The following is a 21,730-nucleotide window of genomic DNA, read 5'->3' as shown; positions in this document are numbered from 1 at the left end:
GCCCGGAACCGTTCGGTTCCGGGCGCCCTCGTTCACGTACGACACCGGCCGGTCAGGCCTCCGTCGCCACCGGCTGCCCCGTGCCCACGGCCTCCGCGTTGCGCCGCGTCTTCGCCCACCCGTTGCGGCCCCGGAGGAGACGCAGGAACCCGCGCGCCGACACGATGAACACGTGGTACGCGTACAGCCACAGGGCGAGCCCCCACAGCAGGCCGGTGAGGCGGGAGCGGTCCGGGGCGAAGTCCCGGCGGTAGAGCGGGCCCCAGGCCACGAACGGCAGCACCGACAGGGCGCACAGGACCAGGATCAGCGGCCAGTTGCCGAGGAACGCGTCCCGCATCGAGCCGCCGGCGATGACGGCACCGAGCAGGATCACGCTCAGGACGAGCGTCGCCACGTGCGCGAGGGGCTGCATGAAGGTGTACAGGGTCTCCAGGACGCCGCGGCCCGAGTAGTGCCGGGAGCCGACGATGCGGGGCGCGTAGCGCACGCACTGCAGGTTGCCCTGGGCCCAGCGGGTGCGCTGGGTGAGGAAGCGCCGGGCCCGCGGCAGGCCCTCCTGCGAGACGTGGGTGTCGGCGATGTGGGCGACCCGGTAGCCGCCGAGGATCATGTGCAGGCCCAGCTCGTAGTCCTCCAGGAGCGCGTCGCGCTGCCACGGGCGGCGCTCGGCGGCGGCGATGCGGTCGAGCGCGGTCAGCCGCGTGAACTGGCCGTTGCCGCCGAGCCCCACGGAACCGGTGCGGCCGCGCAGAAGCTGCATCCCCGCGTTGGACACCGCGAACTCCATGTCCTGCATCCGCACGAGCAGCCGCGCGACGGCGTTGGCCACCCGCCCACGCTCGGGCAGCGGACGCCGCTCGGTGACATTGCGCATCCGTACGCTGACCTGCACGCCGCCGGTCTCCGGGTCACCGAATCCGGTGTCGCCGCTGACCCGCGCGAGCGCGTCCGGGGCGAGGCGGCCGTCGGCGTCGACGACGCACACGACGGCCCGGGAGCGGTCGGCGGCCGCGGGCAGGAAGTCGTTCAGGGCCGCGTACGCCGAGTTGAGGGCCGCGCCCTTGCCGATGCGGGCGTCGGGGCGGCGTCGCGAGACCAGGTGGACGTGGCCGTCACCGTCGGCGAGCGCGGTCACGACGGCCGCGGTCGTGTCGTCGCTGTCGTCGTCGACCACCCACACGTGCGCGGCCGGGAAGTCGGTGCGCAGCTGGGTGACGGTCGCGCCGATCACGGTCTCCTCGTCACGGCACGGCACGAAGAAGTGCCAGTCGAAGGCCGCGGGGTCGCCGTCCGGGGTGGGCTTGCGGCGCGTGTAGGCGTGCCGGGCTCCGGCCCAGTACAGGAGGAAGCAGGCGAGGAGGAAGAAGGGCAGGGCGTAGAGGAGGTGGTGGGGGGTGAGCACGGGGTCCTCGGGGGTGTTGTGGGGCGAGGGTTCTTGAGCCTGTTCGGCGAGGGGGGATTCCTGAGCCCGTCCGGCGAGCGGGGGCATGTGAGCCCGTCCGGCGATTGAGGACGAGGCCCGGAGGGCCGAAGAGGCAGGGGGAGAGGGGGCGCAGCCCCCATGGGGGGCGGCCGGTCAGGCGGCGACGGAGAGCCCCCCGGCGGAGTGCTCGGGCCGCCGCCCCGAGGCAACCGCACCGAGGAGGGCCACGATCCGCTGGGACGCGAGCCCGTCCCCGAAGGGCGAGGGCGCGTCCGTCAGGCGCCGCAGCCCCGCCTCGCCCTCGGCGAGACGGCGCCGGACGGCCCGCCCGATCGCCCGCCCGGGCGCGACCAGCTCGGCGAAGCCGGAGTCCATGGCCTCGGGCCGCTCCGTGGAGCGGCGCACGACGACGAGCGGGCGGCCGAGCACGGTGGTCTCCTCCTGCACGCCCCCGGAGTCGGACACGAGCACGGCCGCGTGCCGGGCGAGCGCGAGGAACTCCCCGTACCCGAGCGGCGGCAGCACCGTCAGCTCGGCAAGGAGGTGCCCGAGCCCGGCGGCCTCCAGGCGCACCTTCGTGCGCGGGTGGACGGCGAACAGCACCGGCAGGTCGGCGGCGAGCGCCGCCAGCTCGGTGAGGATGGCGCGCAGCGCGACCGGGTCGTCGGTGTTCTCCGGGCGGTGCACGGTGGCGAGGACGTAGCGGTCGGCGGTGACGCCGTGCGCGGCGAGCAGCGCGGCGCGCTCGGCCTCGGCGGGCAGATGCTCCTGTACGGCCTCGACCACCGTGTTGCCCGTGACGGCGACGCGACCGGCCGGGACGCCCTCGGCGCGCAGCAGGTCCCGGTTGTCCTCCGTCGCCGCGCACAGCACGTCCGCGAGCTGGTCGATCACCACGCGGTTGTGCTCCTCGGGCATCGCCCGGTCGTGGCTGCGCAGGCCCGCCTCCACGTGCACCAAGGGGATGCCCCGGGAGTTCGCCGCGAGCGCCCCGGCCAGGGAGGCGTTCGTGTCGCCCTGCACCACCACGGCCAGCGGGGGCTCGGCCGCGAACAGCGCGTCGAGCTGCGTGAGGGCGGCGGAGATCTGGACGGCGCGGGGCTTGCCGCCGACGCCCTCCAGGAGGGTCGGCTCGGGCAGGCCCAGCTCGGTCAGGAAGCGGCCGGAGAGGTCGGCGTCGTAGTGCTGGCCCGTGTGGACCAGGTGCGCGGCGGGGCCGAGGAGACGGACCAGGTGGGCCAGCTTGACCAGTTCGGGGCGGGTGCCGAGGACGATGGCCACGGAGCGGTGGGGCAGGGGCGGGGTGGGCAGCTGGGTCACCTGGGTGGCGGGCGTCACGGGGGTGGGCTCCTGGCGGGTGCGGGGTGCGGTGCGGACTTCAGGAGCGTGGGGGGTGTGGGTTGCCGGGGTGGGGTGTCTTCGGTTGCTCTCCGGTTGCGAGCCTTCGGCTGAGGCTGGTTCAGGGCTTAGGCCCTGGCCCATGGGTCCCGAGCGGGTGGGACTTATGGCCCTTGGGCCCTGCCGGGGGCTCCCCAAGCCCGCCCCTTCCCGAACCGGGGGCTGCCGCCCCCGGACCCCCGCTGATCGGCGCTTCGCGCCTCGTCCTCAAGCGCCGGATGGGCTGGATGGGGGTGGGGGTATCGGGCGGGTGGGACGGGTCTCCGCCGATGGGCGCTTCGCGCCTCGTCCTCAAACTCCCCCAAGCTCTTAAGGAGCAGGGGGTACCCCCATGACGGGCTGAAATGAGGCGCCCGGACGGGCTGGAGGGTGCAGGCTCAGGACTCCTCGCCGCGGTACCGGTAGCCCAGGCCCCGTACCGACTCCAAGGGATCCTCGCTGTCGCCGACGGCGAGTTTTCTGCGGAGGCGCAGCACCGCGAACTTCACGCGTTCGCGGCCCGTCGCGTCGGGGTCGTCCCAGACGAGGTCGAGGAGCTGCTCGGTGGTGACGACGCGGCCGCGGTTGCGGACGAGGACTTCCAGGAGGCGGTACTCGATGGCGCTGAGGCGGGTCTCGTGGCCCTGCCAGACGGCCGAACGGCGTTCGGGTACCAGGCGGAGGCCCGCCTCGACGTAGTCGCCGCGCCACTGCTCGGGGTTGCTGCGGCGAAGGAGCGCCTCGACGCGGGCGAGGAGCTCCACGTGGTCGAAGGGCTTGCACAGGTAGTCGTCGGCGCCGGAGCGCAGGCCGCGGACCCGTTCGGCGGGGCTCGTGCGGCCGGACAGGATGAGGACGGGCAGGTCGGTGAGGTCGCGGGTGCGGTCGAGGACCTCCCAGCCGTCGAGGCCCGGCAGGACCAGGTCGAGGACCATCAGGGCGGGCCGCCGGGCGAAGAGGAGCCGCAGCGCCGCCTGGCCGTCGTCGGCGGTCACGACCTCGTACCCGGCGCGGGTGAACAGGACCCGCAGCGCGAGCCCGAGGTCGGGGTCGTCCTCGACGAGCAGCAGGCAGGTCATGCCGGGCCGCTCCCGGGCGGTCCGGCGGCGGGCAGCCGCACCTCGACGGCGGTGCCGTGGCCCTCGGCGCTGTGCAGGGCGACGGTGCCCGCGTGCTGCCGCACCGCGTCGCGCACGACGCTGAGGCCGAGCCCGGTGCCGGGGTAGGGGCCGCGACGGGCGTTGGGGGCGCGCACGAACTCGGTGAAGACCTCCTCGTGGAACTCCTTGGGGATGCCGATGCCGTCGTCGCGCACGACGAACTCCCAGCCGGGGGCGGCGTCGTCGTACGGGCGGGCGGTGACGGTGACGCCGCCGCCCGCGGGGGTGAACTTCACGGCGTTGTCGAGCAGCGCGGCAAGGGCCCGCTCCAGCTGGTCGGCGTCGGCGACGAGCGGGGGGCGGGCGGCGGGCAGGTCGAGGCTGACGAAGACGCCGCCCCGGGTGGCCAGGGGAGTGGTGTCGGCGACGAGGCGGGTCAGGAGGGGGCCGGGGTCGAGCGGGGCGTAGGCGGGCGGGGCGGCGCCTGTGGCCTGGGCGTACCGGTGCAGGAGGCCGTCGGCCATGTCGTGCATGCGCTGGGCGCCGCGCCGGATGGTGTCGACGTACTCGCGCTGGGCGACGGTGAGGGTGCCCGCGGCCGGGTCCGCGAGGAGCTCGCAGAAGGTGAGCACGGTGGCCAGCGGGGTGCGCAGCTCGTGCGAGGTGCGGGCGGCGAACTCGGCGCGGTCGCGGGCCAGTTCGCCGAGGGTGTCGATGTGCCGGTGCAGGTCGTCCTCGTACCGGAGCTGGTCGGTGATGTCCTCGACCAGCCACAGGACGCCGAGTCGGGTGTCGCCGGCGTCGATCGGCTGGCGGCTGCGGCGCAGGGTGCGGCCGTCGACCAGGCGCAGCTCCGCCTTGCGCACGAACTGGCCGCGCAGCGCGCCCGCCTTCGCGACGTCCACGTCCGGGAGCTGCCGCGCCATCGCCTCGGCGATGGGCTCGGCCGACGCGCCCGTCGAGAGGTCGACGCCCTCGATGCCGCACACCGTCGCGAACTGCGGATTGGCCGCGACGACCCGGCCGTCCTCGCCGACGAGCAGCGCGCCGAGCGGGATCGCGCGCAGCACCGCGTCGCTGTACGGGGCGTGCAGGCCCCGGGGCTCAGCCGTCACGCGGCGGGCTCGGCCACCGGCAGCCCCGCCGGTGCCGTGCCCGGTCCCGGCGCGAGGCCCAAGCGCTCCAGCTCGGCGTCCGCGAGCGCGTCGAGGACGCGCGGGTCGGCGCTGCGCCAGCCCTCGGCGAGGCTGCCGGGGGTGGCGTCCTGCAGGCCGGGGGCGCCGGTGAGGGCGGCGGCGGTCGCGGCCACCTCGTCGAGGGGGCGGAGCAGCGAGCGCAGGGCGAGGAGTTCGCGGCCGTCGTCGGACTCGGCGAGCTCCCGCGCGGCGGCGGCCTGCCGGACCCAGCGCAGGCGGCGCGGCAGCCAGCGGGCGAGGACGAGGCCGACCGGCACCAGGAGCAGGGCGACCGCGCTCACCACGAGCCCGGCGCGCATCGTCACCGGGTCGACGTCGTCCACGACGCCCACCACGGAGCGCAGCGCGGCGCCGACGTCGTCGCCGACGAGGGGCAGGCGCGCGGCGGGCGAGCCGGACGAGGCGACGCCCGAGTCCGGCCCCGGGCGGGTGAGCAGGACGGCGAGGCGGTACGCGACGACCGCGGCGGCGGTCCAGGCCGCGGTCCACAGCAGGACCGCGGCGTCACCGGCGAGCTGACGGGTCCGTCGACCCGGATTCTGGGCATACCACATGGTCCGATTGGAACTCCGGTCCGCGCGGGGGCGCGTCAGCCGCGCCGTGGGTACACCCGATTCGCCGGGTGGGCCCGGGCCCCGTTCGGCGGCCTGGCGGCCTGGTGGCCCGGTGGCTTGGCGGCCCGCGGTCCTGGTGGCCCGGTGGCTTGGCGGCCCGCGGCGGTGGTGCGGGGTGCCGCCCGGGCATCGCCTGGGACGGCGCCCTGACATGGCCTGGGACAGGGCCTGGACAGTGCCCGGGACAGCGCCTGGACAGGGCCGGGGGACATCAAGGCCAAAAGTCCGATGTGTCGCGGACGGGAGTCCAGGGATGATGGGAGGGCTATGTACGACCTGCCCGCCGCCGAGGCGCTACGCAAGGCGGCGGCCGCGGCCCGTCGCCTCGCTCGGCGTTGCGCACGCGAACCACGGGCCCTGGACGTGCTCACCGCCCTGGCCTGCCTCGCCCTGATGGCCCTCGACGTCCCGGGGCTCGCGGCCGAGGACAACTCCCTCAACGGCGTCATGGCCGCCGTCGTCCTCGCGGCGGGCGCGTCGTCGCTGCTGGTACGGCGGGTCGCGCCGTGGGTGCCGTTCCTCGTCGCGCTGGTGCTGCTCGGCTGGCTGCACGAGCTGACGCTCGCGCAGTTCGCCCTGTACTCGCTGGGGCGCTACCGGGGGCGGCTCGCCGGGGCGGTGGGGGTCGTCGGGTACGTCTCGTTCGCGTACGTGATGTTCACCCTGCCCGGCTGGCCGGTGCACCGCGGGGACACCCTCAGCGAATTCCTCAGCCTGGTCGTGCCGATCGGGGCGCTCGCGGCGGGCGTCGGGGTCGCCGCCAACCGGCAGGACCTGGTGCGGGAGCTTCAGGCCCAGCGGGCCGCGACGCAGGCCCTCGAAGCCGTCCAGCAGGAGCGGCTGCGGATCGCGCGGGACGTCCACGACTTCGTCGGGCGCGAGCTGACGCTGCTGAGCGTGCGCTCACAGGTCCTTGCCCGGCGGGCCGGGGCGACGCCGTACGCGGCCGGGTTCGACGAGCTGTCGGAGACCGCGCGGTCGGCGCACCGGATGCTCAACGAGATCATCGTCCAGCGCGGCGTGGACGGGGCGCCGACGCCCGGCCTGGAGGCGCTGCCCGAGCTGGCCGCCGCGAGCGGGCGTGCGGGCAGTCCCGTGGAGCTGCTCGTCGACGGCGCCGCGTACCGGCTCTCGCCGCTGCGGCAGGCCGCGGTGCACCGGGTGGTGCAGGAGTGCCTCACGAACGCGGCGAAGCACGCTCCGGGGGAGGTGGTCGAGGTCCGGGTGCGGGTGGTCGGGGGGCGGCTTCGGGTGGGGGTGCGCAATGCCTTGCCGGCGGGGGCGGTGGGGGCGGCCGGGTCGGCGGGGTCCACGCCGGGGGCGGCGGGGGTTGGTCCGGCGGGGGCCGGGTTCGCGGGTGCTGGGCGTTCGGGTGCCGGGTTTTCGGGTGCTGGTTTTTCGGGTGCTGGTTTTTCGGGTGCTGGGCTTTCGGGCGCCGGGGCCGCGGGGGTCGTGCCCGTGTCGGCCGGGATCGGGACGGCCGGGATGGCGGAGCGGGTCCACGCGGTGGGCGGTACCTTCACGGCAGGCCCTCATGCGGGCGCGTACGTGGTGGAGGCCGACCTCCCCACCGGCGACCTCACCTGACCCCGTCCGGGGCGGCCCCCGAATCGCGCTCCGCGCTCGTCCTCAATCGCCGGACGGGCTTTCCCCCACCCGCCCGCCCTTCCTCCACTGCCGTGGGGCGGCGGTTCTGCCTCTGTCCGGGGTGCCGCGGTGTCGCGCTCCGCGCTCGTCCTCAAACGCCGGACAGGCTTTCTCCCACCCGCCCGCCCTTTCACAGCGCTGCGCGCACGGAAACTCGCTGCCGGGGTGCCTTTCGGCCTCGGCGCTGCGGGGGGGGGGCGACGAATCGCGCGGGGGGCGACAAATCAGCCCGTCCGGCGATTGAGGACGAGCCCGAAGGGCGATCGGCGGCCACCCCGGCCCACGGGGCACCGCCCACGGGGCACGCCCCGCAGCGCACCCCCGTCCCCACCCCGGCCGGACGGCCTACGCCGCGGAGAGCATCCGCTCCAACCCGTCGAAGTCCTCCACACACTTCCCGCAGCCGAGGGCCACGCTGTCCAGCGGGTCGTCGGCGACGAAGACGGGGATGCCGGTGGCGGAGGCGAGGCGGAGGTCGAGGCCGGGGAGGAGGGCGCCGCCGCCGGTGAGGACGATGCCGTGTTCCATGACGTCGCCGGACAGCTCCGGCGGGCACTCCTCCAGGGTGGTGCGCACCGCGGCGATGATGGCCTCGACGGGCTCGTCGAGCGCGGCCCGCACCTCCCGCACGGTCAGCTCCACCGTCTTGGGCAGCCCCCCGACCTTCTCCCGCCCCCGCACGGTGAACGTCCGCTCCTCGAAGTCGTCCGCGCCGGGCACGGGCCACGCCGACCCGATGGCGACCTTGACGTCCTCGGCGGTCCGCTCGCCGACGAGGAGCGAGTGCTCCCGGCGTATGTAGTCCGTGATCGCCGTGTCGAGCCGGTCCCCGCCGACCCGCAGGGACTGCGCAGTCACGATCCCGCCGAGGGAGATGACGGCGACCTCCGACGTGCCCCCGCCGATGTCCACGATCATGGACCCGCGCGGCTCGGCCACCGGGAGCCCCGCCCCGATCGCCGCCGCCATCGGCTCCTCGACGAGGTGGACGGCGCGCGCCCCGGCCCGCTGCGAGGCGTGCACGATGGCGCGCCGCTCGACCTGCGTGACGCCGCTGGGCACGCAGATCACCATGCGCGTACGCGGCCTGCGTCCGGGCACGGCCTTGCGCACGAAGTGCCGGATCATCTCCTCGGCGGCCTCGAAGTCGCTGATCACGCCGTCCTTGAGGGGCCGGATCGCGGTGATGGAGCCCGGGGTGCGCCCGATGGTCTCCTTGGCCTCCGTCCCGACGGCCAGCGCGTGGCGCGCGCCCGCCTTGACGGCGACCACGGACGGCTCGTTGAGCACGATGCCCTGACCGCGTACGTAGAGAAGGGTGTTGGCCGTGCCGAGGTCGATGCCTATGTCCATGATCGCCAAGTTTGCCCGGCGGAAACGGGGCGCGGAGGGACCAAGGTCCCGAATCGGACGGGTCCAAGGTCCTGAGGGGCCCGCGGCGCCCCGCGGAGCCCGCGACGGACCGGTCCCCAGGGCCACTGTCAGCACTCCTCCGTAGACTGGCGTACGTGAGCGACCTCCCTCCGAACGACAGCCAGCACGACGACGACGAGCGCGGACCCGCCGACGAGTTCGACCGACTCGTCGAGGCCGAGACCGAACGCGACCCCGACCTCGCCGTCATCGAGGCCGGCAGCCGCACCCTGCGCGCCCAGTCGGGCCCGCCCGAGGCCGACGTCCCGGCCCGCCCGGCCGACCCGGAGGTGGACCGCGCGCTGCGCGTGGTCGAGGCGGAGCTCGCCGACCGCTGGGGCGAGACCAAGCTGGAGCCTTCGGTCACCCGCATCGCGGCCCTGATGGACGTCCTGGGCGAGCCCCAGCGGGCGTACCCCTCGATCCACATCACGGGGACGAACGGCAAGACGTCCACGGCCCGCATGGTCGAGGCCCTCCTCGGCGCCTTCGAACTGCGCACGGGGAGGTACACGTCCCCGCACGTCCAGTCGATCACCGAGCGCATCAGCCTGGACGGCGCCCCCATCAGCGCCGAGCGCTTCATCGAGGCGTACGAGGACATCAAGCCGTACGTGGAGATGGTCGACGCCAAGGAGGAGTTCCGGCTCTCCTTCTTCGAGGTCATGACCGGCATGGCGTACGCCGCCTTCGCGGACGCCCCCGTGGACGTCGCCGTCGTCGAGGTCGGCATGGGCGGCACCTGGGACGCGACGAACGTCATCGACGGCTCCGTCGCCGTCGTCACGCCCATAGACCTGGACCACACCGACCGCCTCGGCAACACGACCGCCGAGATCGCCGCCGAGAAGTCCGGCATCATCAAGCCGGACGCCACGGTCATCCTGGCCCAGCAGCCCGTGGAGGCCGCCCAGGTGCTCCTGAAGAAGGCCGTCGAGGTGGATGCGACGGTCGCCCGCGCGGGCCTGGAGTTCGGTGTCACCAGCCGCCAGATCGCCGTCGGCGGCCAGCTCCTCACCCTGCGCGGCCTCGGCGGGGAGTACGAAGAGGTGTTCCTGCCCCTGCACGGCGAGCACCAGGCGCACAACGCCGCGGTCGCCCTCGCCGCTGTGGAGGCGTTCTTCGGCATCGGCGCCCAGCACGCCCGCCCGCTGGACATCGAGACCGTCCGCAAGGCCTTCGCCACGGTCTCCTCGCCCGGCCGCCTCGAAGTCGTCCGGCGCTCGCCCACCGTCGTCCTGGACGCCGCGCACAACCCCGCGGGCGCCCGCGCCGCGGCCGGGGCCATCGGCGAGGTCTTCGACTTCAGCCGTCTCATCGGCGTGATCGGCGTCAGCGACGGCAAGAACGCCCGCGGCATCCTGGAGGCCTTTGAGCCGATCTTCGCCGAGGTCGTCATCACGCAGAACTCCAGCCACCGCGCCCAGGACGTCGACGAGCTCGCGGGGCTCGCCGTCGAGGTCTTCGGCGAGGACCGCGTGCAGGTCGAGCCGCGCCTGCCGGACGCCCTGGAGGCCGCGATCACCCTGGCCGAGGAGGAGGGGGAGTTCGCCGGCGGCGGCGTCCTCGTCACCGGCTCCGTCATCACCGTCGGCGAGGCCCGACTGCTCCTGGGGAGGGGCTGACAGCTGTGCGCACGCTCTGTTCGTCGACGCTGATCGGCGAGTTCTTCGTCATCGGTTTCGCCGGTCTCGTCGCCATGAAGGACCCGGACCTGGAGATGAGCACGGTCTGGACGGTCTGCGGCATCGCCATGGCGCTGTCCGTCCTGCTGTGCGGCATGGTCACCCGACCCGGTGGCGTCCAGCTCGGCTGGGCGCTGCAGATCGCGCTGATCGCCAGCGGCGTCGTGGTCCCGATCATGTTCTTCATGGGCGCGATGTTCGCCGCCCTGTGGTGGGCGTCCGTGCACTTCGGCCGGAAGATCGACGAGGCCAAGGCGCGGTTCGCTGCGCTGGCGGAGCAGGGTGAGGTCGCCGGGGGCTGACCGGGCCCCGGCGCCCCCCCCCTGATCGCGCTGCGCACTCGTCCTCAATCTCCCCCAAGCTCTTAAGGAGCAGGGCGGACCCCCACGACGGGCTTTTCCCACCCCTCGCGCACCCGATGGCCACCCTCTGTAGCCGCCCCGGTATCGTGCGGGCCATCCCACGTGACGTCATGAACACCTCTTGGAGCCGCACACCATGAGCGAGCGCACTCTCGTCCTCCTCAAGCCCGACGCCGTCCGCCGAGGCCTGGTCGGCGAGATCATCGGCCGCATCGAGCGCAAGGCGGGCTGGACCATCTCCGCGCTCGAACTGCGCTCGCTCGACCAGGCGACGCTGGAGCAGCACTACGGCGAGCACCAGGGCAAGCCGTTCTACGAGCCGCTGGTGGCCTTCATGTCCTCCGGCCCCGTCGTCGCCCTCGTCGTCGAGGGCGAGCGGGTCATCGAGGGCGTGCGCGCCCTCGCCGGGCCGACCGACCCGATCGCCGCCGCCCCCGGCTCCATCCGCGGCGACTTCGGCGTGATCGTGCGCGAGAACCTGATCCACGCCTCCGACTCCGCGGAGTCCGCCGAGCGCGAGCTGAAGATCTTCTTCCCGGCCGCCGTCTGAGCGGTGGCCGAAGGCGCCGCGCGAGCGGCCGCCGAGGCGTCAGGAATCCCGCCGTACTCCATCAGGATTCCTTGACGCGCGTCCGTGGACACGCGGTCGGCAAAGAAGCCCGTGAGGGGCCTCGCACAAGGCCGGGACGGCCGGAGAAATCCGGCCGTCCCTTGGCATATGCGGCCCGATTGGGGGAACCCGTGCCCCTGATGGCACGTCTCCAGAAGCGGGGCGGCTCATCATCTGCTGACAATGGCGCAGACCCTCGCGCCGTGTCCGTGCGGGCGAGACTACGATGGAAGCCTCCACGCCACTCAGCACCCACCTCGCCTACCTAACAAGCCATCACACGCTCCACTAGGGAAGGCCAGACGCATCCTCATGGGGAACAACATGTCGTTCATCGGCCGTGACATGGCTGTCGACCTCGGGACCGCCAACACGCTGGTGTACGTCAGGGGTCGGGGGATCGTGCTCAACGAACCGTCCGTCGTCGCGATCAACACCAACACCGGCGGCATCCTCGCGGTCGGCGCCGAAGCGAAGAAGATGATCGGGCGCACGCCCGGCAACATCGTCGCCGTGCGCCCGCTGAAGGACGGCGTCATCGCCGACTTCGAGATCACCGAGCGGATGCTGCGCTACTTCATCCTGAAGATCCACAAGCGCCGCTATCTGGCCCGCCCGCGCGTCGTGGTCTGTGTGCCCTCGGGCATCACCGGCGTCGAGCGCCGCGCGGTCATCGAGGCCTCCTCGCAGGCCGGCGCCCGTCAGGTGCACATCATCGAGGAGCCCATGGCCGCCGCGATCGGCTCGGGCCTGCCGGTCCACGAGGCCACCGGCAACATGGTGGTGGACATCGGCGGCGGCACCACCGAGGTGGCCGTCATCAGCCTCGGCGGAATCGTCACGGCACAGTCCATCCGGGTGGCCGGGGACGAGCTGGACAACGCGATCATCCAGCACATCAAGAAGGAGTACTCCCTCCTCCTCGGCGAGCGCACCGCCGAGCAGATCAAGATCACCATCGGCTCCGCGTACGACATGGACGCCGACGAGCACACCGAGATCCGCGGCCGCGACCTGGTCTCCGGTCTGCCCAAGACCGTCGTGATCTCCGCCGCCGAGGTCCGCAAGGCCATCGAGGAGCCGGTCAACGCGATCGTCGACGCGGTCAAGACGACCCTCGACAAGTGCCCGCCCGAGCTCTCCGGCGACGTCATGGACCGCGGCATCGTCCTGACCGGCGGCGGCGCCCTGCTCCGCGGCCTGGACGAGCGCCTGCGCCGCGAGACCGGCATGCCGATCCACATCGCCGAGGACCCGCTGGACAGCGTGGCGCTCGGCTCCGGCAAGTGCGTCGAGGAGTTCGAGGCACTCCAGCAGGTACTGGACGCCCAGCCGCGCAGATGATGTGACACGACGATGTCCGCCGTACGAGTGCCTGCCACCTCGTGCGGCGGATCGTTGATATAGACGCAACACTGAGAGAACCCACAATTCCGCGAGCACTCGCCTGCTCGCGGTTTCATAGATTTCTGTTCAGTAGATTTCCGTTCTGTTCAGTAGATCTCCGACGATTCCTACTTGAGGAAGGCACGGCCGCCGCACGTGAGGGACACACGAGAGAGCCGGCTGCTCCTGGTGCTGCTGATCGCCATCGCGTTCGCTCTGATCACGGTGGACATCCGCGGCGGCGAGGACTCGCCGGTCGACGGTGCCCGCCAGGCCGCCGCCACGGTCTTCGGCCCGGTCGAGGACGGCATGTCCTCCGCCGTAGACCCGATCGGCAACGCCATCGGAGCGGTCCGCGACTCCGGCGACCGGCACGACCGCATCGCCGAACTGGAGCGCCAGAACGCCGCGTTGAAGGCCAAACTCGGCAGCGACGACCGCAACCGCAGCCGCGTCGCCCAGCTCGACTCGATGCTGAAGAAGGCCGGCGCCGGACAGTACGGCATCAAGGGCGCGGAGGTCATCGGCATAGGAGCGGCCCAGGGCTTCTCCTGGACCGTCACCATCGACGCCGGCGCCAACGACGGCCTGAAGCGCGACATGACGGTGCTCAACGGCGACGGCCTCGTCGGCCGCGTCACCACCGTCGGCCCCTCCACCGCCACCGTGCTGCTCGCCAACGACCCCGACTTCACCGTCGGCACCCGCATGGAGAAGACCGACGAGCTCGGCTTCGCCTCCGGCCAGGGCGACCGCCCGCTGCGGGTCCAACTGCTCAACGGCAAGGCCAAGGTCAAGAAGGGCGACCGCCTGGTGACCTTCGGCTCCCAGGCCGACAAGCCGTTCGTGCCGGGCGTCCCGGTCGGCGAGGTCGTCCGCGTCGACCCCTCCGGCGGCGACCTCACCCGCAACGTCTTCGTCCGCCCCTACGTCGGCTTCACCAAGCTCGACGTCGTCGGCGTCGTCGTCGAGGCCCCCCGCGAGGACCCCCGCGACACGGTCCTGCCGCCCAAGCCCGCCAAGCCGAAACCCGCACCCACGGTGACGGTCACGGCCACGCCGTCCGGGCAGCCCCCGGCCGACGGCGCAGACAACGGCAACGAGCAGTAGGAGCACTGACACCCCATGCGCTTCAACCGGATCCTGCTCTCCAGCACCCTCGTCGTCGTCGCCCTCGTCATCCAGGTCAGCGTCCTCGCCCGGCTCCAGCTGCCCGGCGCCGTCCCCGACCTGGTGCTGCTCACCGTCCTCGCCCTGGCCCTCGTCTACGGCCACACGGGCGGTGCCCTCATCGGCTTCGGCGCGGGCCTGCTCACCGACCTCGCCCCGCCCGCCGACCACGCCGCCGGGCGCTACGCCCTGGTCCTGTGCGTCATCGGCTATCTGGCCGGCCTCGCCAAGCCCGAGACCGGCCGACTGCGCTCGGCCAGCGGCCCGCTCGTCGTCGTGGTCAGCGCCGCCGTCGGCTCCACGCTCCTGTACGCGGGCGTCGGCGCCCTCGTCGGCGACGACGCGGCCCGTCACGTGGGCCTCGGCGGACTGCTCTTCACGGCCGCGCTCTACGACCTGCTGCTCGCGCCGTTCACCATCCCGCTGATCATCGCGCTCGCCCGACGCGCCGAGAACGACCCGCTCGGGGAGACCGGCGCCAACGCCAAGGCCGCCGACGTCTCCTCCGGCTGGCTCTCCTCAGGCACCGGCCTGAGCATCGGCAACCAGCGCGGCAGCGGACTGCGCATGAAGGCGGCCAAGGCCCGGGTGGCCCGCGCCGGACGCATCAAGGGGGTCAAGCGCCTGTGAGCGCAAGCACACCGACGTACGGAAGGGACGGCAGGGGAGGGGTGCGGCAGTGACCAACATTCCGGAGACCGGGCGTACCCCGCGCGTCCAGGTCCGCCTCGTCATCATCCAGATCCTCGTCGTCTCGCTGCTCCTCACCCTCGGCGGCCGCCTGTGGTACCTCCAGGTCCGCAACGGCGCCGAGTACGCCGAGGAGGCCTCCGGCAACCACGTCCAGCAGGTCGTCCAGCCCGCCGTGCGCGGCGCGATCCTCGACGCCCGGGGCGTGCCCATCGCCGACAACCAGACCCGCCTCGTCGTCTCCGCGTCCCGCACGGACCTGATGAAGATGAAGGACGACGGCAAGGGCGTCCTCGACAAGCTCGCCGGGGTCCTCGACATGACCCCCAAGGACGTCTCCGACAAGGTCCGCCTCTGCGACTCCAAGACGCCCCAGCCCTGCTGGAACGGCTCGCCGTACCAGCCCATCCCGATCACCGACGAGGCCACGCCCAAGCAGGCCCTGCAGATCCGTGAGCGCTCCGAGGACTTCCCCGGCATCACCGCCGAGCCCACCGCCGTGCGCCGCTACCCCGCGCCCGGCAAGTCCAACACCGCGCAGGTCCTCGGCTATCTCTCGCCCGTCACCGACGACGAGATCAACAAGGCCAAGGACTCCGAGTCGCCGTACCTGCGCTCCGACCAGGTCGGCCGCTCCGGCCTCGAACGTACCTACGACAAGCAGCTGCGCGGCAAGGCCGGCGTCACCCGCTACGAGGTCGACAACCTCGGCCGGGTGATAGGGAAGGCCGACTCCGACCGGGCCCAGCCCGGCTCGAACGTCGTCACCAGCATCGACGCCCGCGTCCAGGCCGTGTCCGAGTACTGGCTGAACGACGCGATGAAGAAGGCCCGCGACGAGTTCGACGACAACACCGGCGAGAACTACAAGGCCGACGCGGGTGCCGTCGTCGTCATGGAGAACAAGACCGGCCGCATCGTCTCCATGGCCTCCAACCCCAACTACGACCCGAACGCCTGGGTCGGCGGCATCTCCGGCAAGGACTACGCCCGCCTCACCGGCAAGAAGTCCAACTACCCGCTGCTCAACCGGGCCATCCAGGGCCAGGCCGCCCCCGGCTCGATCTTCAAGGTCATCCCGACCACCGCCGCCGTCAACGCGGGCTACGAGTTCAACGGCCGCTACCCGTGCCCCAGCTCGTACTCGATCGGCGGCCAGGTCTTCAAGAACTTCGAGTCCCAGGGCCACGGCTCCATCTCACTCGGCCAGGCCCTCGAGGTGTCCTGCGACACCGTCTACTACAAGCTGTCGCACGACGAGTGGCGCAAGGACGGCGGCAACAAGCCGAAGAAGGACCCCAAGGACTGGTTCTACAAGACCGCCCACCAGTTCGGCCTCGGCAAGGAGACCGGCGTCGACCTGCCCAACGAGGTCAGCGGCCGCGTCCCGGACCGCCAGTGGAAGAAGGACTACTGGGGTGCCAACAAGGACGCCTGGTGCAAGCAGGGCAAGAAGGACGGCGAGTACGCCGAGCGCATCGCCTACGAGAACTGCCTCGAAGGCATGAAGATGCGCGCCGGTGACTCCGTCAACTACTCCATCGGCCAGGGCGACACCCTCGTCACGCCGATCCAGATGGCCACCATCTACTCGGCCATCGCCAACGGCGGCACCATGTACAACCCCACCGTCGGCAAGGCGATCATCAGCGGCGACGGCAAGCGCGTCGAGGAGATCAAGCCCAAGGCCCACGGCAAGCTGCCCATGGACGCGGCCCTGCGCAAGGACATAGACGGTGCCCTCGCGGACGTCGCGACCAAGGGCACCGCCGCCTGGCGCTTCGGCGGCTGGCCCCAGGACAAGATCCCGATGCACGCCAAGACGGGTACCGCCGAGGTCTACGGCAAGCAGACGACTTCGTGGTTCGCGACGTACACCAAGGACTACTCGATCGTGATGACGATCTCCCAGGGCGGTACGGGCTCCGGCGCCTCCGGGCCCGCCGTGCGCCAGATCTACAACGCGATCTACGGCCTCGACGACAGCGGCAACCAGGACCTGAAGAAGGCCCTGCTGCCCGAGCCGCAGAAGTCCCTGCCCAAGATCGAGGCCGACGGCTCCATCGACGCCCCGAAGATCAAGCCGTTCAAGCCCGGGAAGCCGAAGCCGCCGAACGAGGAGACCCAACTGGCCGGACCCCCGGCCACCGGGAGGCGTGACTAACCCGTGACCGGCACCGGTGGCTTCTCCGTCTCGGGCTACGGCCCCGAGCGCTCCACGCTCTCCCGCCTGTTCGCCCGCGACTCGATACTGCGCAGGCTCGACTGGGTGATGCTGCTCGCCGCCCTCGCGCTCTCCGTGATCGGCTCCGCGCTCGTCTACTCGGCGACCCGCAACCGCACGGAACTCGTCGGCGACGACCCGTACGCCTTCCTGATCAAGCACGTCATCAACATCGGCATCGGCCTCGCCCTGATGATCGCCACGGTCTGGCTCGGCCACCGCAACCTGCGCACGGCCGTGCCGATCCTCTACGGCGTCTCGGTCTTCCTGATCCTGCTGGTCCTCACCCCGCTCGGCGCCACCATCAACGGCGCCCACGCGTGGATCGTCATCGCGGGCCAGTCGCTCCAGCCCTCCGAGTTCTGCAAGATCACCATCATCCTGGGCATGGCGATGATGCTCGCCGCCCGCGTCGACGCGGGCGACAAGGAGCACCCCGACCACCGCACCGTCGTGCAGGCCCTCGGCCTCGCCGCCGTCCCGGTCATGATCATCATGCTGATGCCCGACCTCGGCTCGGTCATGGTCATAGTGATGATCGTGCTCGGCGTCCTGCTCGCCTCCGGCGCCTCCAACCGCTGGATCTTCGGCCTGATCGGCGCGGGCGCGCTCGGCGGCGTCGCCATATGGCAGCTGCACGTCCTCGACGACTACCAGATCGCCCGCTTCGCCGCCTTCGCCAACCCCGCGCTCGACCCGGCGGGCGTCGGCTACAACACCAACCAGGCCCGCATCGCCATCGGCTCCGGCGGCCTCACCGGCACCGGCCTCACCAACGGCACCCAGACCACCGGCCAGTTCGTCCCCGAACAGCAGACCGACTTCGTCTTCACCGTCGCGGGCGAGGAACTGGGCTTCGTCGGCGCGGGCGCCATCCTGCTCCTGCTCGGTGTCGTCCTCTGGCGCGCCTGCCGCATCGCCCGCGAGACGACCGAGCTGTACGGCACGGTCGTCGCCGCCGGGATCATCGCCTGGTTCGCCTTCCAGGCCTTCGAGAACATCGGCATGACGCTCGGCATCATGCCGGTGGCCGGACTGCCCCTGCCGTTCGTGTCGTACGGAGGGACATCCATGTTCGCGGTCTGGCTCGCCGTGGGCCTCCTACAGTCGATCAAGGTGGAGCGACCACTGTCGGCATAGCGGCCGGGGTCTGCCCAAGTCGGCCGATCGCGTTTAGATTCGGTTCATGGCGGACACGAAGCGCGAACGCGAGATCGAGCGGAAGTACGACGCCGACGCCTCCGGTGGGCTCCCCGACCTCAGGGGAGTCGCCGGAGTGGCGGACGTCATCGACAAGGGCGTCGCCGACCTGGACGCGGTGTACTACGACACCGCCGACCAACGCCTGGCCAGGGCCTCCATCACGCTGCGCCGCCGCACCGGCGGCAAAGACGCGGGCTGGCACCTGAAACTGCCCGTGCCCGAGCTCGAGGGCGCCCGCGACGAGGTGCACGCCCCCCTGTCCGACGGTGTGCCGCGCGCCCTGATCGGCCTGGTCCGCTCCCGCGTCCGCGAGGCCGACCTCACCCCCGTCGTCCGCCTCCGCTCGGCCCGCGACCTGCGCCACCTCGTCGACGCCGACGGCGCCCTCCTCGCCGAGGTCAGCGTCGACGGCGTCCGCGCCGACCGCCTCGACGGCATCACGACCACCGCCTCCTGGACGGAGATCGAGGTGGAACTGGCCCCGAACGGCGACCCCGGCCTCCTGGACAAGGTGGAGAAGAAACTCCGCAAGGCGGGGGTGCGCAGGTCGGCGTCCAAGTCGAAGCTGGCACGGGCCCTGGCCGATACGGGCGCCGCGCTGGACCCGGCCGCCGTCCCCGAGCTGACGCCCGGCACCGCGGGCGCCCAGGTCCTCGCGTACCTCCGCGTGCAGCGCGACGCCCTGCTCGCCCTGGACCCCGCGGTCCGCCAGGACCTCCCCGACTCCGTCCACCAGATGCGTGTGGCGACCCGCCGCACCCGCAGCGCCTTCAAGACATACGGAAAGCTCCTCGACCGCACGGTCACGGACCCGATCGGCGAGGAGCTGAAGTGGCTGGCCGCGGAGCTGGGCGTGGACCGCGACCGCGAGGTCCTCACCGAACGCCTGACGGCCGCCCTGGCGGACATCCCGCGCACGCTCCTGCTGGGCCCGGTCCGCGGCAGGCTGCGCCTGTGGGCGGTCGCGGGCCGCGCGGGCTCGCGCCGCAAGACGGTCGCCGTCCTCGACAGCAAGCGCTACCTCGCGCTGCTCGACAGCCTGGACGCCCTCCTGGCCGACCCCCCGCTCCGCAAGGCCGCGAGCACCCCCGCCGCACAGGCCCTGCCGGTGGCGGTCCTGAAGGACTACGACCGCCTCGCGACCCGGGTCGGCCACGCGCTCGCCCTTGACCCCGGCACCGACCGGGACCTGGCGATGCACGAGGCCCGCAAGGCCGCGAAGCGCGCCCGGTACGCGGGCGAGGCGGCGACCCCGGCCCTCGGCAAGCCCGCGGCCGGCTTCACCAAGCGGATGAAGGCCGTGCAGAAGGTGCTCGGCGACCACCAGGACTCGGTCGTGGCCCGCGAGGCCCTGCGCGACCTGGCGATCCAGGCGCACGCGGCGGGGGAGACCGTGTTCGTGTGGGGCCTGCTGTACGGCCGTGAGGAGGCGGTCGCGGCGACCCGGGAGCGGGAGCTGGTGGGCGTGTGGGAGCGCGCGTCGCGGCCTAAGGCACGGGCGGCGCTCGGCGGCTAGGGGGTCGGCCGATCGAGGTACGGGGTGGGGCCCTGGCCACGTTAGGCTTGAGGGTCACCCCTGTCAGCTCACGAAGGTCCAGCGATGTCTGTCGAGTCGGTTTTCCCGCAGCTCGAAGCCCTGCTCCCGCATGTGCAGAAGCCGATCCAGTACGTGGGCGGTGAGCTCAACTCCACCGTCAAGGAGTGGGACGCCTGCGACGTCCGCTGGGCGCTCATGTACCCGGACGCGTACGAGGTCGGCCTGCCCAACCAGGGCGTCATGATCCTTTACGAGGTCCTGAACGAGCGGGACGGCGTCCTTGCCGAGCGCACGTACAGCGTCTGGCCGGACCTCGAAGAGCTGATGCGCGAGCACAAGGTCCCCCAGTTCACGGTGGACTCGCACCGGCCCGTGGGCGCCTTCGACGTGTTCGGCCTGTCCTTCTCCACGGAGCTGGGCTACACGAACATGCTGACCGCCCTTGACCTCGCGGGCATCCCGCTGGAGTCCAAGGACCGCGGCATCGACGACCCGATCGTCCTCGCGGGCGGCCATGCCGCGTTCAACCCCGAGCCGATCGCCGAGTTCATCGACGCGGCGGTCATCGGCGACGGCGAGCAGGCCGTGCTCGACATGACGGAGATCATCCGCGCCTGGAAGGCCGAGGGCCGCCCCGGCGGGCGCGAGGAGGTCCTGTTCCGCCTCGCGAAGACCGGCAGTGTGTACATCCCGGGGTTCTACGACGTGGAGTACCTGCCGGACGGCCGCATCGGCCGTGTCGTACCGAACAAGTCGGGCGTGCCGTGGCGCGTGTCCAAGCACACGGTCATGGACCTCGACGAGTGGCCGTATCCGAAGCAGCCGCTCGTGCCGCTCGCCGAGACGGTGCACGAGCGCATGTCGGTGGAGATCTTCCGCGGCTGCACGCGCGGCTGCCGCTTCTGCCAGGCGGGCATGATCACCCGCCCGGTGCGCGAGCGCTCCATCACGGGCATCGGCGAGATGGTCGAGAAGGGCCTGAAGGCGACCGGCTTCGAGGAGGTCGGCCTGCTGTCGCTGTCCTCCGCCGACCACACGGAGATCGCCGACGTCGCCAAGGGCCTCGCCGACCGGTACGAGGAGGACAAGATCGGCCTGTCCCTCCCCTCCACCCGCGTGGACGCCTTCAACGTCGACCTCGCCAACGAGCTGACCCGCAACGGCCGCCGCTCCGGCCTCACCTTCGCCCCCGAGGGCGGCAGTGAGCGCATGCGCAAGGTCATCAACAAGATGGTCTCCGAAGAGGACCTGATCCGGACCGTCGCCACCGCCTACGGCAACGGCTGGCGCCAGGTGAAGCTGTACTTCATGTGCGGCCTGCCCACCGAGACCGACGAGGACGTCCTGCAGATCGCCGACATGGCGATGAACGTCATCCAGAAGGGCCGCGAGGTCTCCGGCTCCAACGACATCCGCTGCACGGTCTCCATCGGCGGCTTCGTGCCGAAGCCGCACACGCCCTTCCAGTGGGCCCCGCAGCTCTCCGCCGCGGAGACCGACGCCCGCCTGGAGAAGCTCCGCGACAAGATCCGCGGCGACAAGAAGTACGGCCGCTCCATCGGCTTCCGCTACCACGACGGCAAGCCCGGCATCGTCGAGGGCCTGCTCTCCCGCGGCGACCGCCGCCTCGGCGCCGTCATCCGCGCCGTCTACGAGGACGGCGGCCGCTTCGACGGCTGGCGCGAGCACTTCAGCTACGAACGCTGGATGCGGTGCGCCGACAAGACGCTGCCCGAGGTCGGCCTCGACGTCGACTGGTACACGACGCGCGAGCGCACGTACGAGGAAGTCCTGCCCTGGGACCACCTGGACTCCGGTCTCGACAAGGACTGGCTCTGGGAGGACTGGCAGGACGCGCTCGACGAGACCGAGGTCGACGACTGCCGGTGGACGCCGTGCTTCGACTGCGGGGTGTGCCCCGCGATGCAGACGGAGATCCAAGTGGGGCCGACGGGCAAGAAGTTGCTGCCGCTCTCGGTGAAGACGCCCGCCACGAAGTGAGACCCCCCGGCGCCGTGGGCGCGGCGCCGGATGCTGGCTAAAGTCATCTCATAACCGCTGGTTGGAGGGCCGGTCGGCGGTTGTGGGAG

Annotated in this window: 17 protein-coding genes; 11 read left to right on the top strand and 6 right to left on the bottom strand. The window is 72.2% G+C overall.

Annotated features, from left to right (window positions below):
* Positions 1-52: 52 nt before the first annotated feature.
* From ACFVHO_RS37715 to ACFVHO_RS37695, 5 genes are all read right to left on the bottom strand, one after another.
* Positions 53-1,492: a glycosyltransferase family 2 protein gene (locus tag ACFVHO_RS37715; protein WP_385724987.1), complete on the bottom strand. Its 1,440-nt coding sequence runs from the start codon at positions 1,490-1,492 to the stop codon at positions 53-55.
* 87 nt (positions 1,493-1,579) lie between these two features.
* A complete protein-coding gene (gene wecB / locus ACFVHO_RS37710; RefSeq protein WP_385724985.1) occupies positions 1,580-2,764 on the bottom strand; it encodes a non-hydrolyzing UDP-N-acetylglucosamine 2-epimerase in 1,185 nt (394 codons plus the stop codon).
* Positions 2,765-3,201: 437 nt separating this feature from the next.
* The gene (locus tag ACFVHO_RS37705; protein ID WP_385724983.1) at positions 3,202-3,882 is read right to left on the bottom strand and encodes a response regulator transcription factor; all 681 of its coding nucleotides are present in this window, start codon (positions 3,880-3,882) and stop codon (positions 3,202-3,204) included.
* Entirely contained in the window at positions 3,879-5,018 is a 1,140-nt protein-coding gene (locus ACFVHO_RS37700) for an ATP-binding protein (protein ID WP_385724981.1), read from the bottom strand. Before ACFVHO_RS37700 ends, ACFVHO_RS37705 begins: the two co-directional genes overlap by 4 nt.
* Entirely contained in the window at positions 5,015-5,653 is a 639-nt protein-coding gene (locus tag ACFVHO_RS37695) for a hypothetical protein (RefSeq protein WP_385724980.1), read from the bottom strand. Before ACFVHO_RS37695 ends, ACFVHO_RS37700 begins: the two co-directional genes overlap by 4 nt.
* Positions 5,654-5,980: 327 nt before the next feature.
* Between ACFVHO_RS37695 and ACFVHO_RS37690 the strand changes: the two genes are divergently transcribed.
* Complete coding sequence (locus ACFVHO_RS37690) at positions 5,981-7,300, top strand: histidine kinase (protein WP_385724978.1); 1,320 nt, start codon at positions 5,981-5,983, stop codon at positions 7,298-7,300.
* Positions 7,301-7,705: 405 nt separating this feature from the next.
* Here ACFVHO_RS37690 and ACFVHO_RS37685 read toward each other — a convergent pair whose 3' ends face one another.
* Positions 7,706-8,713, bottom strand: coding sequence for a rod shape-determining protein (locus ACFVHO_RS37685; protein WP_385724976.1), 1,008 nt, complete (start codon positions 8,711-8,713; stop codon positions 7,706-7,708).
* Positions 8,714-8,868: 155 nt separating this feature from the next.
* Between ACFVHO_RS37685 and ACFVHO_RS37680 the strand changes: the two genes are divergently transcribed.
* The 10 genes from ACFVHO_RS37680 (at position 8,869) to ACFVHO_RS37635 (ending at position 21,641) form a co-directional block, all read left to right on the top strand.
* Positions 8,869-10,398, top strand: a complete 1,530-nt coding sequence (locus tag ACFVHO_RS37680) for a bifunctional folylpolyglutamate synthase/dihydrofolate synthase (RefSeq protein WP_385724974.1) — start codon at positions 8,869-8,871, stop codon at positions 10,396-10,398.
* Between the two features lie 5 nt (positions 10,399-10,403).
* Positions 10,404-10,760, top strand: a complete 357-nt coding sequence (locus ACFVHO_RS37675; protein ID WP_385724973.1) for a DUF4233 domain-containing protein — start codon at positions 10,404-10,406, stop codon at positions 10,758-10,760.
* Positions 10,761-10,956: 196 nt separating this feature from the next.
* The gene (gene ndk, locus ACFVHO_RS37670) at positions 10,957-11,370 is read left to right on the top strand and encodes a nucleoside-diphosphate kinase (protein WP_385724971.1); all 414 of its coding nucleotides are present in this window, start codon (positions 10,957-10,959) and stop codon (positions 11,368-11,370) included.
* Between the two features lie 384 nt (positions 11,371-11,754).
* Positions 11,755-12,774 (top strand): rod shape-determining protein, encoded by a 1,020-nt coding sequence (locus ACFVHO_RS37665; RefSeq protein WP_030362602.1) that lies wholly within the window; start codon positions 11,755-11,757, stop codon positions 12,772-12,774.
* 198 nt (positions 12,775-12,972) lie between these two features.
* Positions 12,973-13,926: a rod shape-determining protein MreC gene (mreC, locus tag ACFVHO_RS37660; RefSeq protein ID WP_385724969.1), complete on the top strand. Its 954-nt coding sequence runs from the start codon at positions 12,973-12,975 to the stop codon at positions 13,924-13,926.
* Positions 13,927-13,941: 15 nt separating this feature from the next.
* Positions 13,942-14,616: a rod shape-determining protein MreD gene (gene mreD, locus ACFVHO_RS37655; RefSeq protein ID WP_385724968.1), complete on the top strand. Its 675-nt coding sequence runs from the start codon at positions 13,942-13,944 to the stop codon at positions 14,614-14,616.
* 49 nt (positions 14,617-14,665) lie between these two features.
* Positions 14,666-16,840 (top strand): penicillin-binding protein 2, encoded by a 2,175-nt coding sequence (gene mrdA / locus ACFVHO_RS37650; RefSeq protein ID WP_385724966.1) that lies wholly within the window; start codon positions 14,666-14,668, stop codon positions 16,838-16,840.
* 3 nt (positions 16,841-16,843) lie between these two features.
* On the top strand, positions 16,844-18,040 hold the full coding sequence (rodA, locus tag ACFVHO_RS37645; RefSeq protein WP_385724965.1) for a rod shape-determining protein RodA: 1,197 nt from the start codon (positions 16,844-16,846) through the stop codon (positions 18,038-18,040).
* A 46-nt stretch (positions 18,041-18,086) separates the two neighbouring features.
* Positions 18,087-19,619 (top strand): CHAD domain-containing protein, encoded by a 1,533-nt coding sequence (locus ACFVHO_RS37640; RefSeq protein ID WP_385724963.1) that lies wholly within the window; start codon positions 18,087-18,089, stop codon positions 19,617-19,619.
* An 84-nt stretch (positions 19,620-19,703) separates the two neighbouring features.
* The gene (locus tag ACFVHO_RS37635) at positions 19,704-21,641 is read left to right on the top strand and encodes a TIGR03960 family B12-binding radical SAM protein (RefSeq protein WP_385724961.1); all 1,938 of its coding nucleotides are present in this window, start codon (positions 19,704-19,706) and stop codon (positions 21,639-21,641) included.
* Positions 21,642-21,730: the final 89 nt, after the last annotated feature.

The organism is Streptomyces sp. NPDC127108 (assembly GCF_042677545.1).
Classification (GTDB): domain Bacteria; phylum Actinomycetota; class Actinomycetes; order Streptomycetales; family Streptomycetaceae; genus Streptomyces.
The sequence above is the reverse complement of the archived record's forward strand: the minus strand, read 5'-3'. Positions and strand labels throughout refer to the sequence as shown.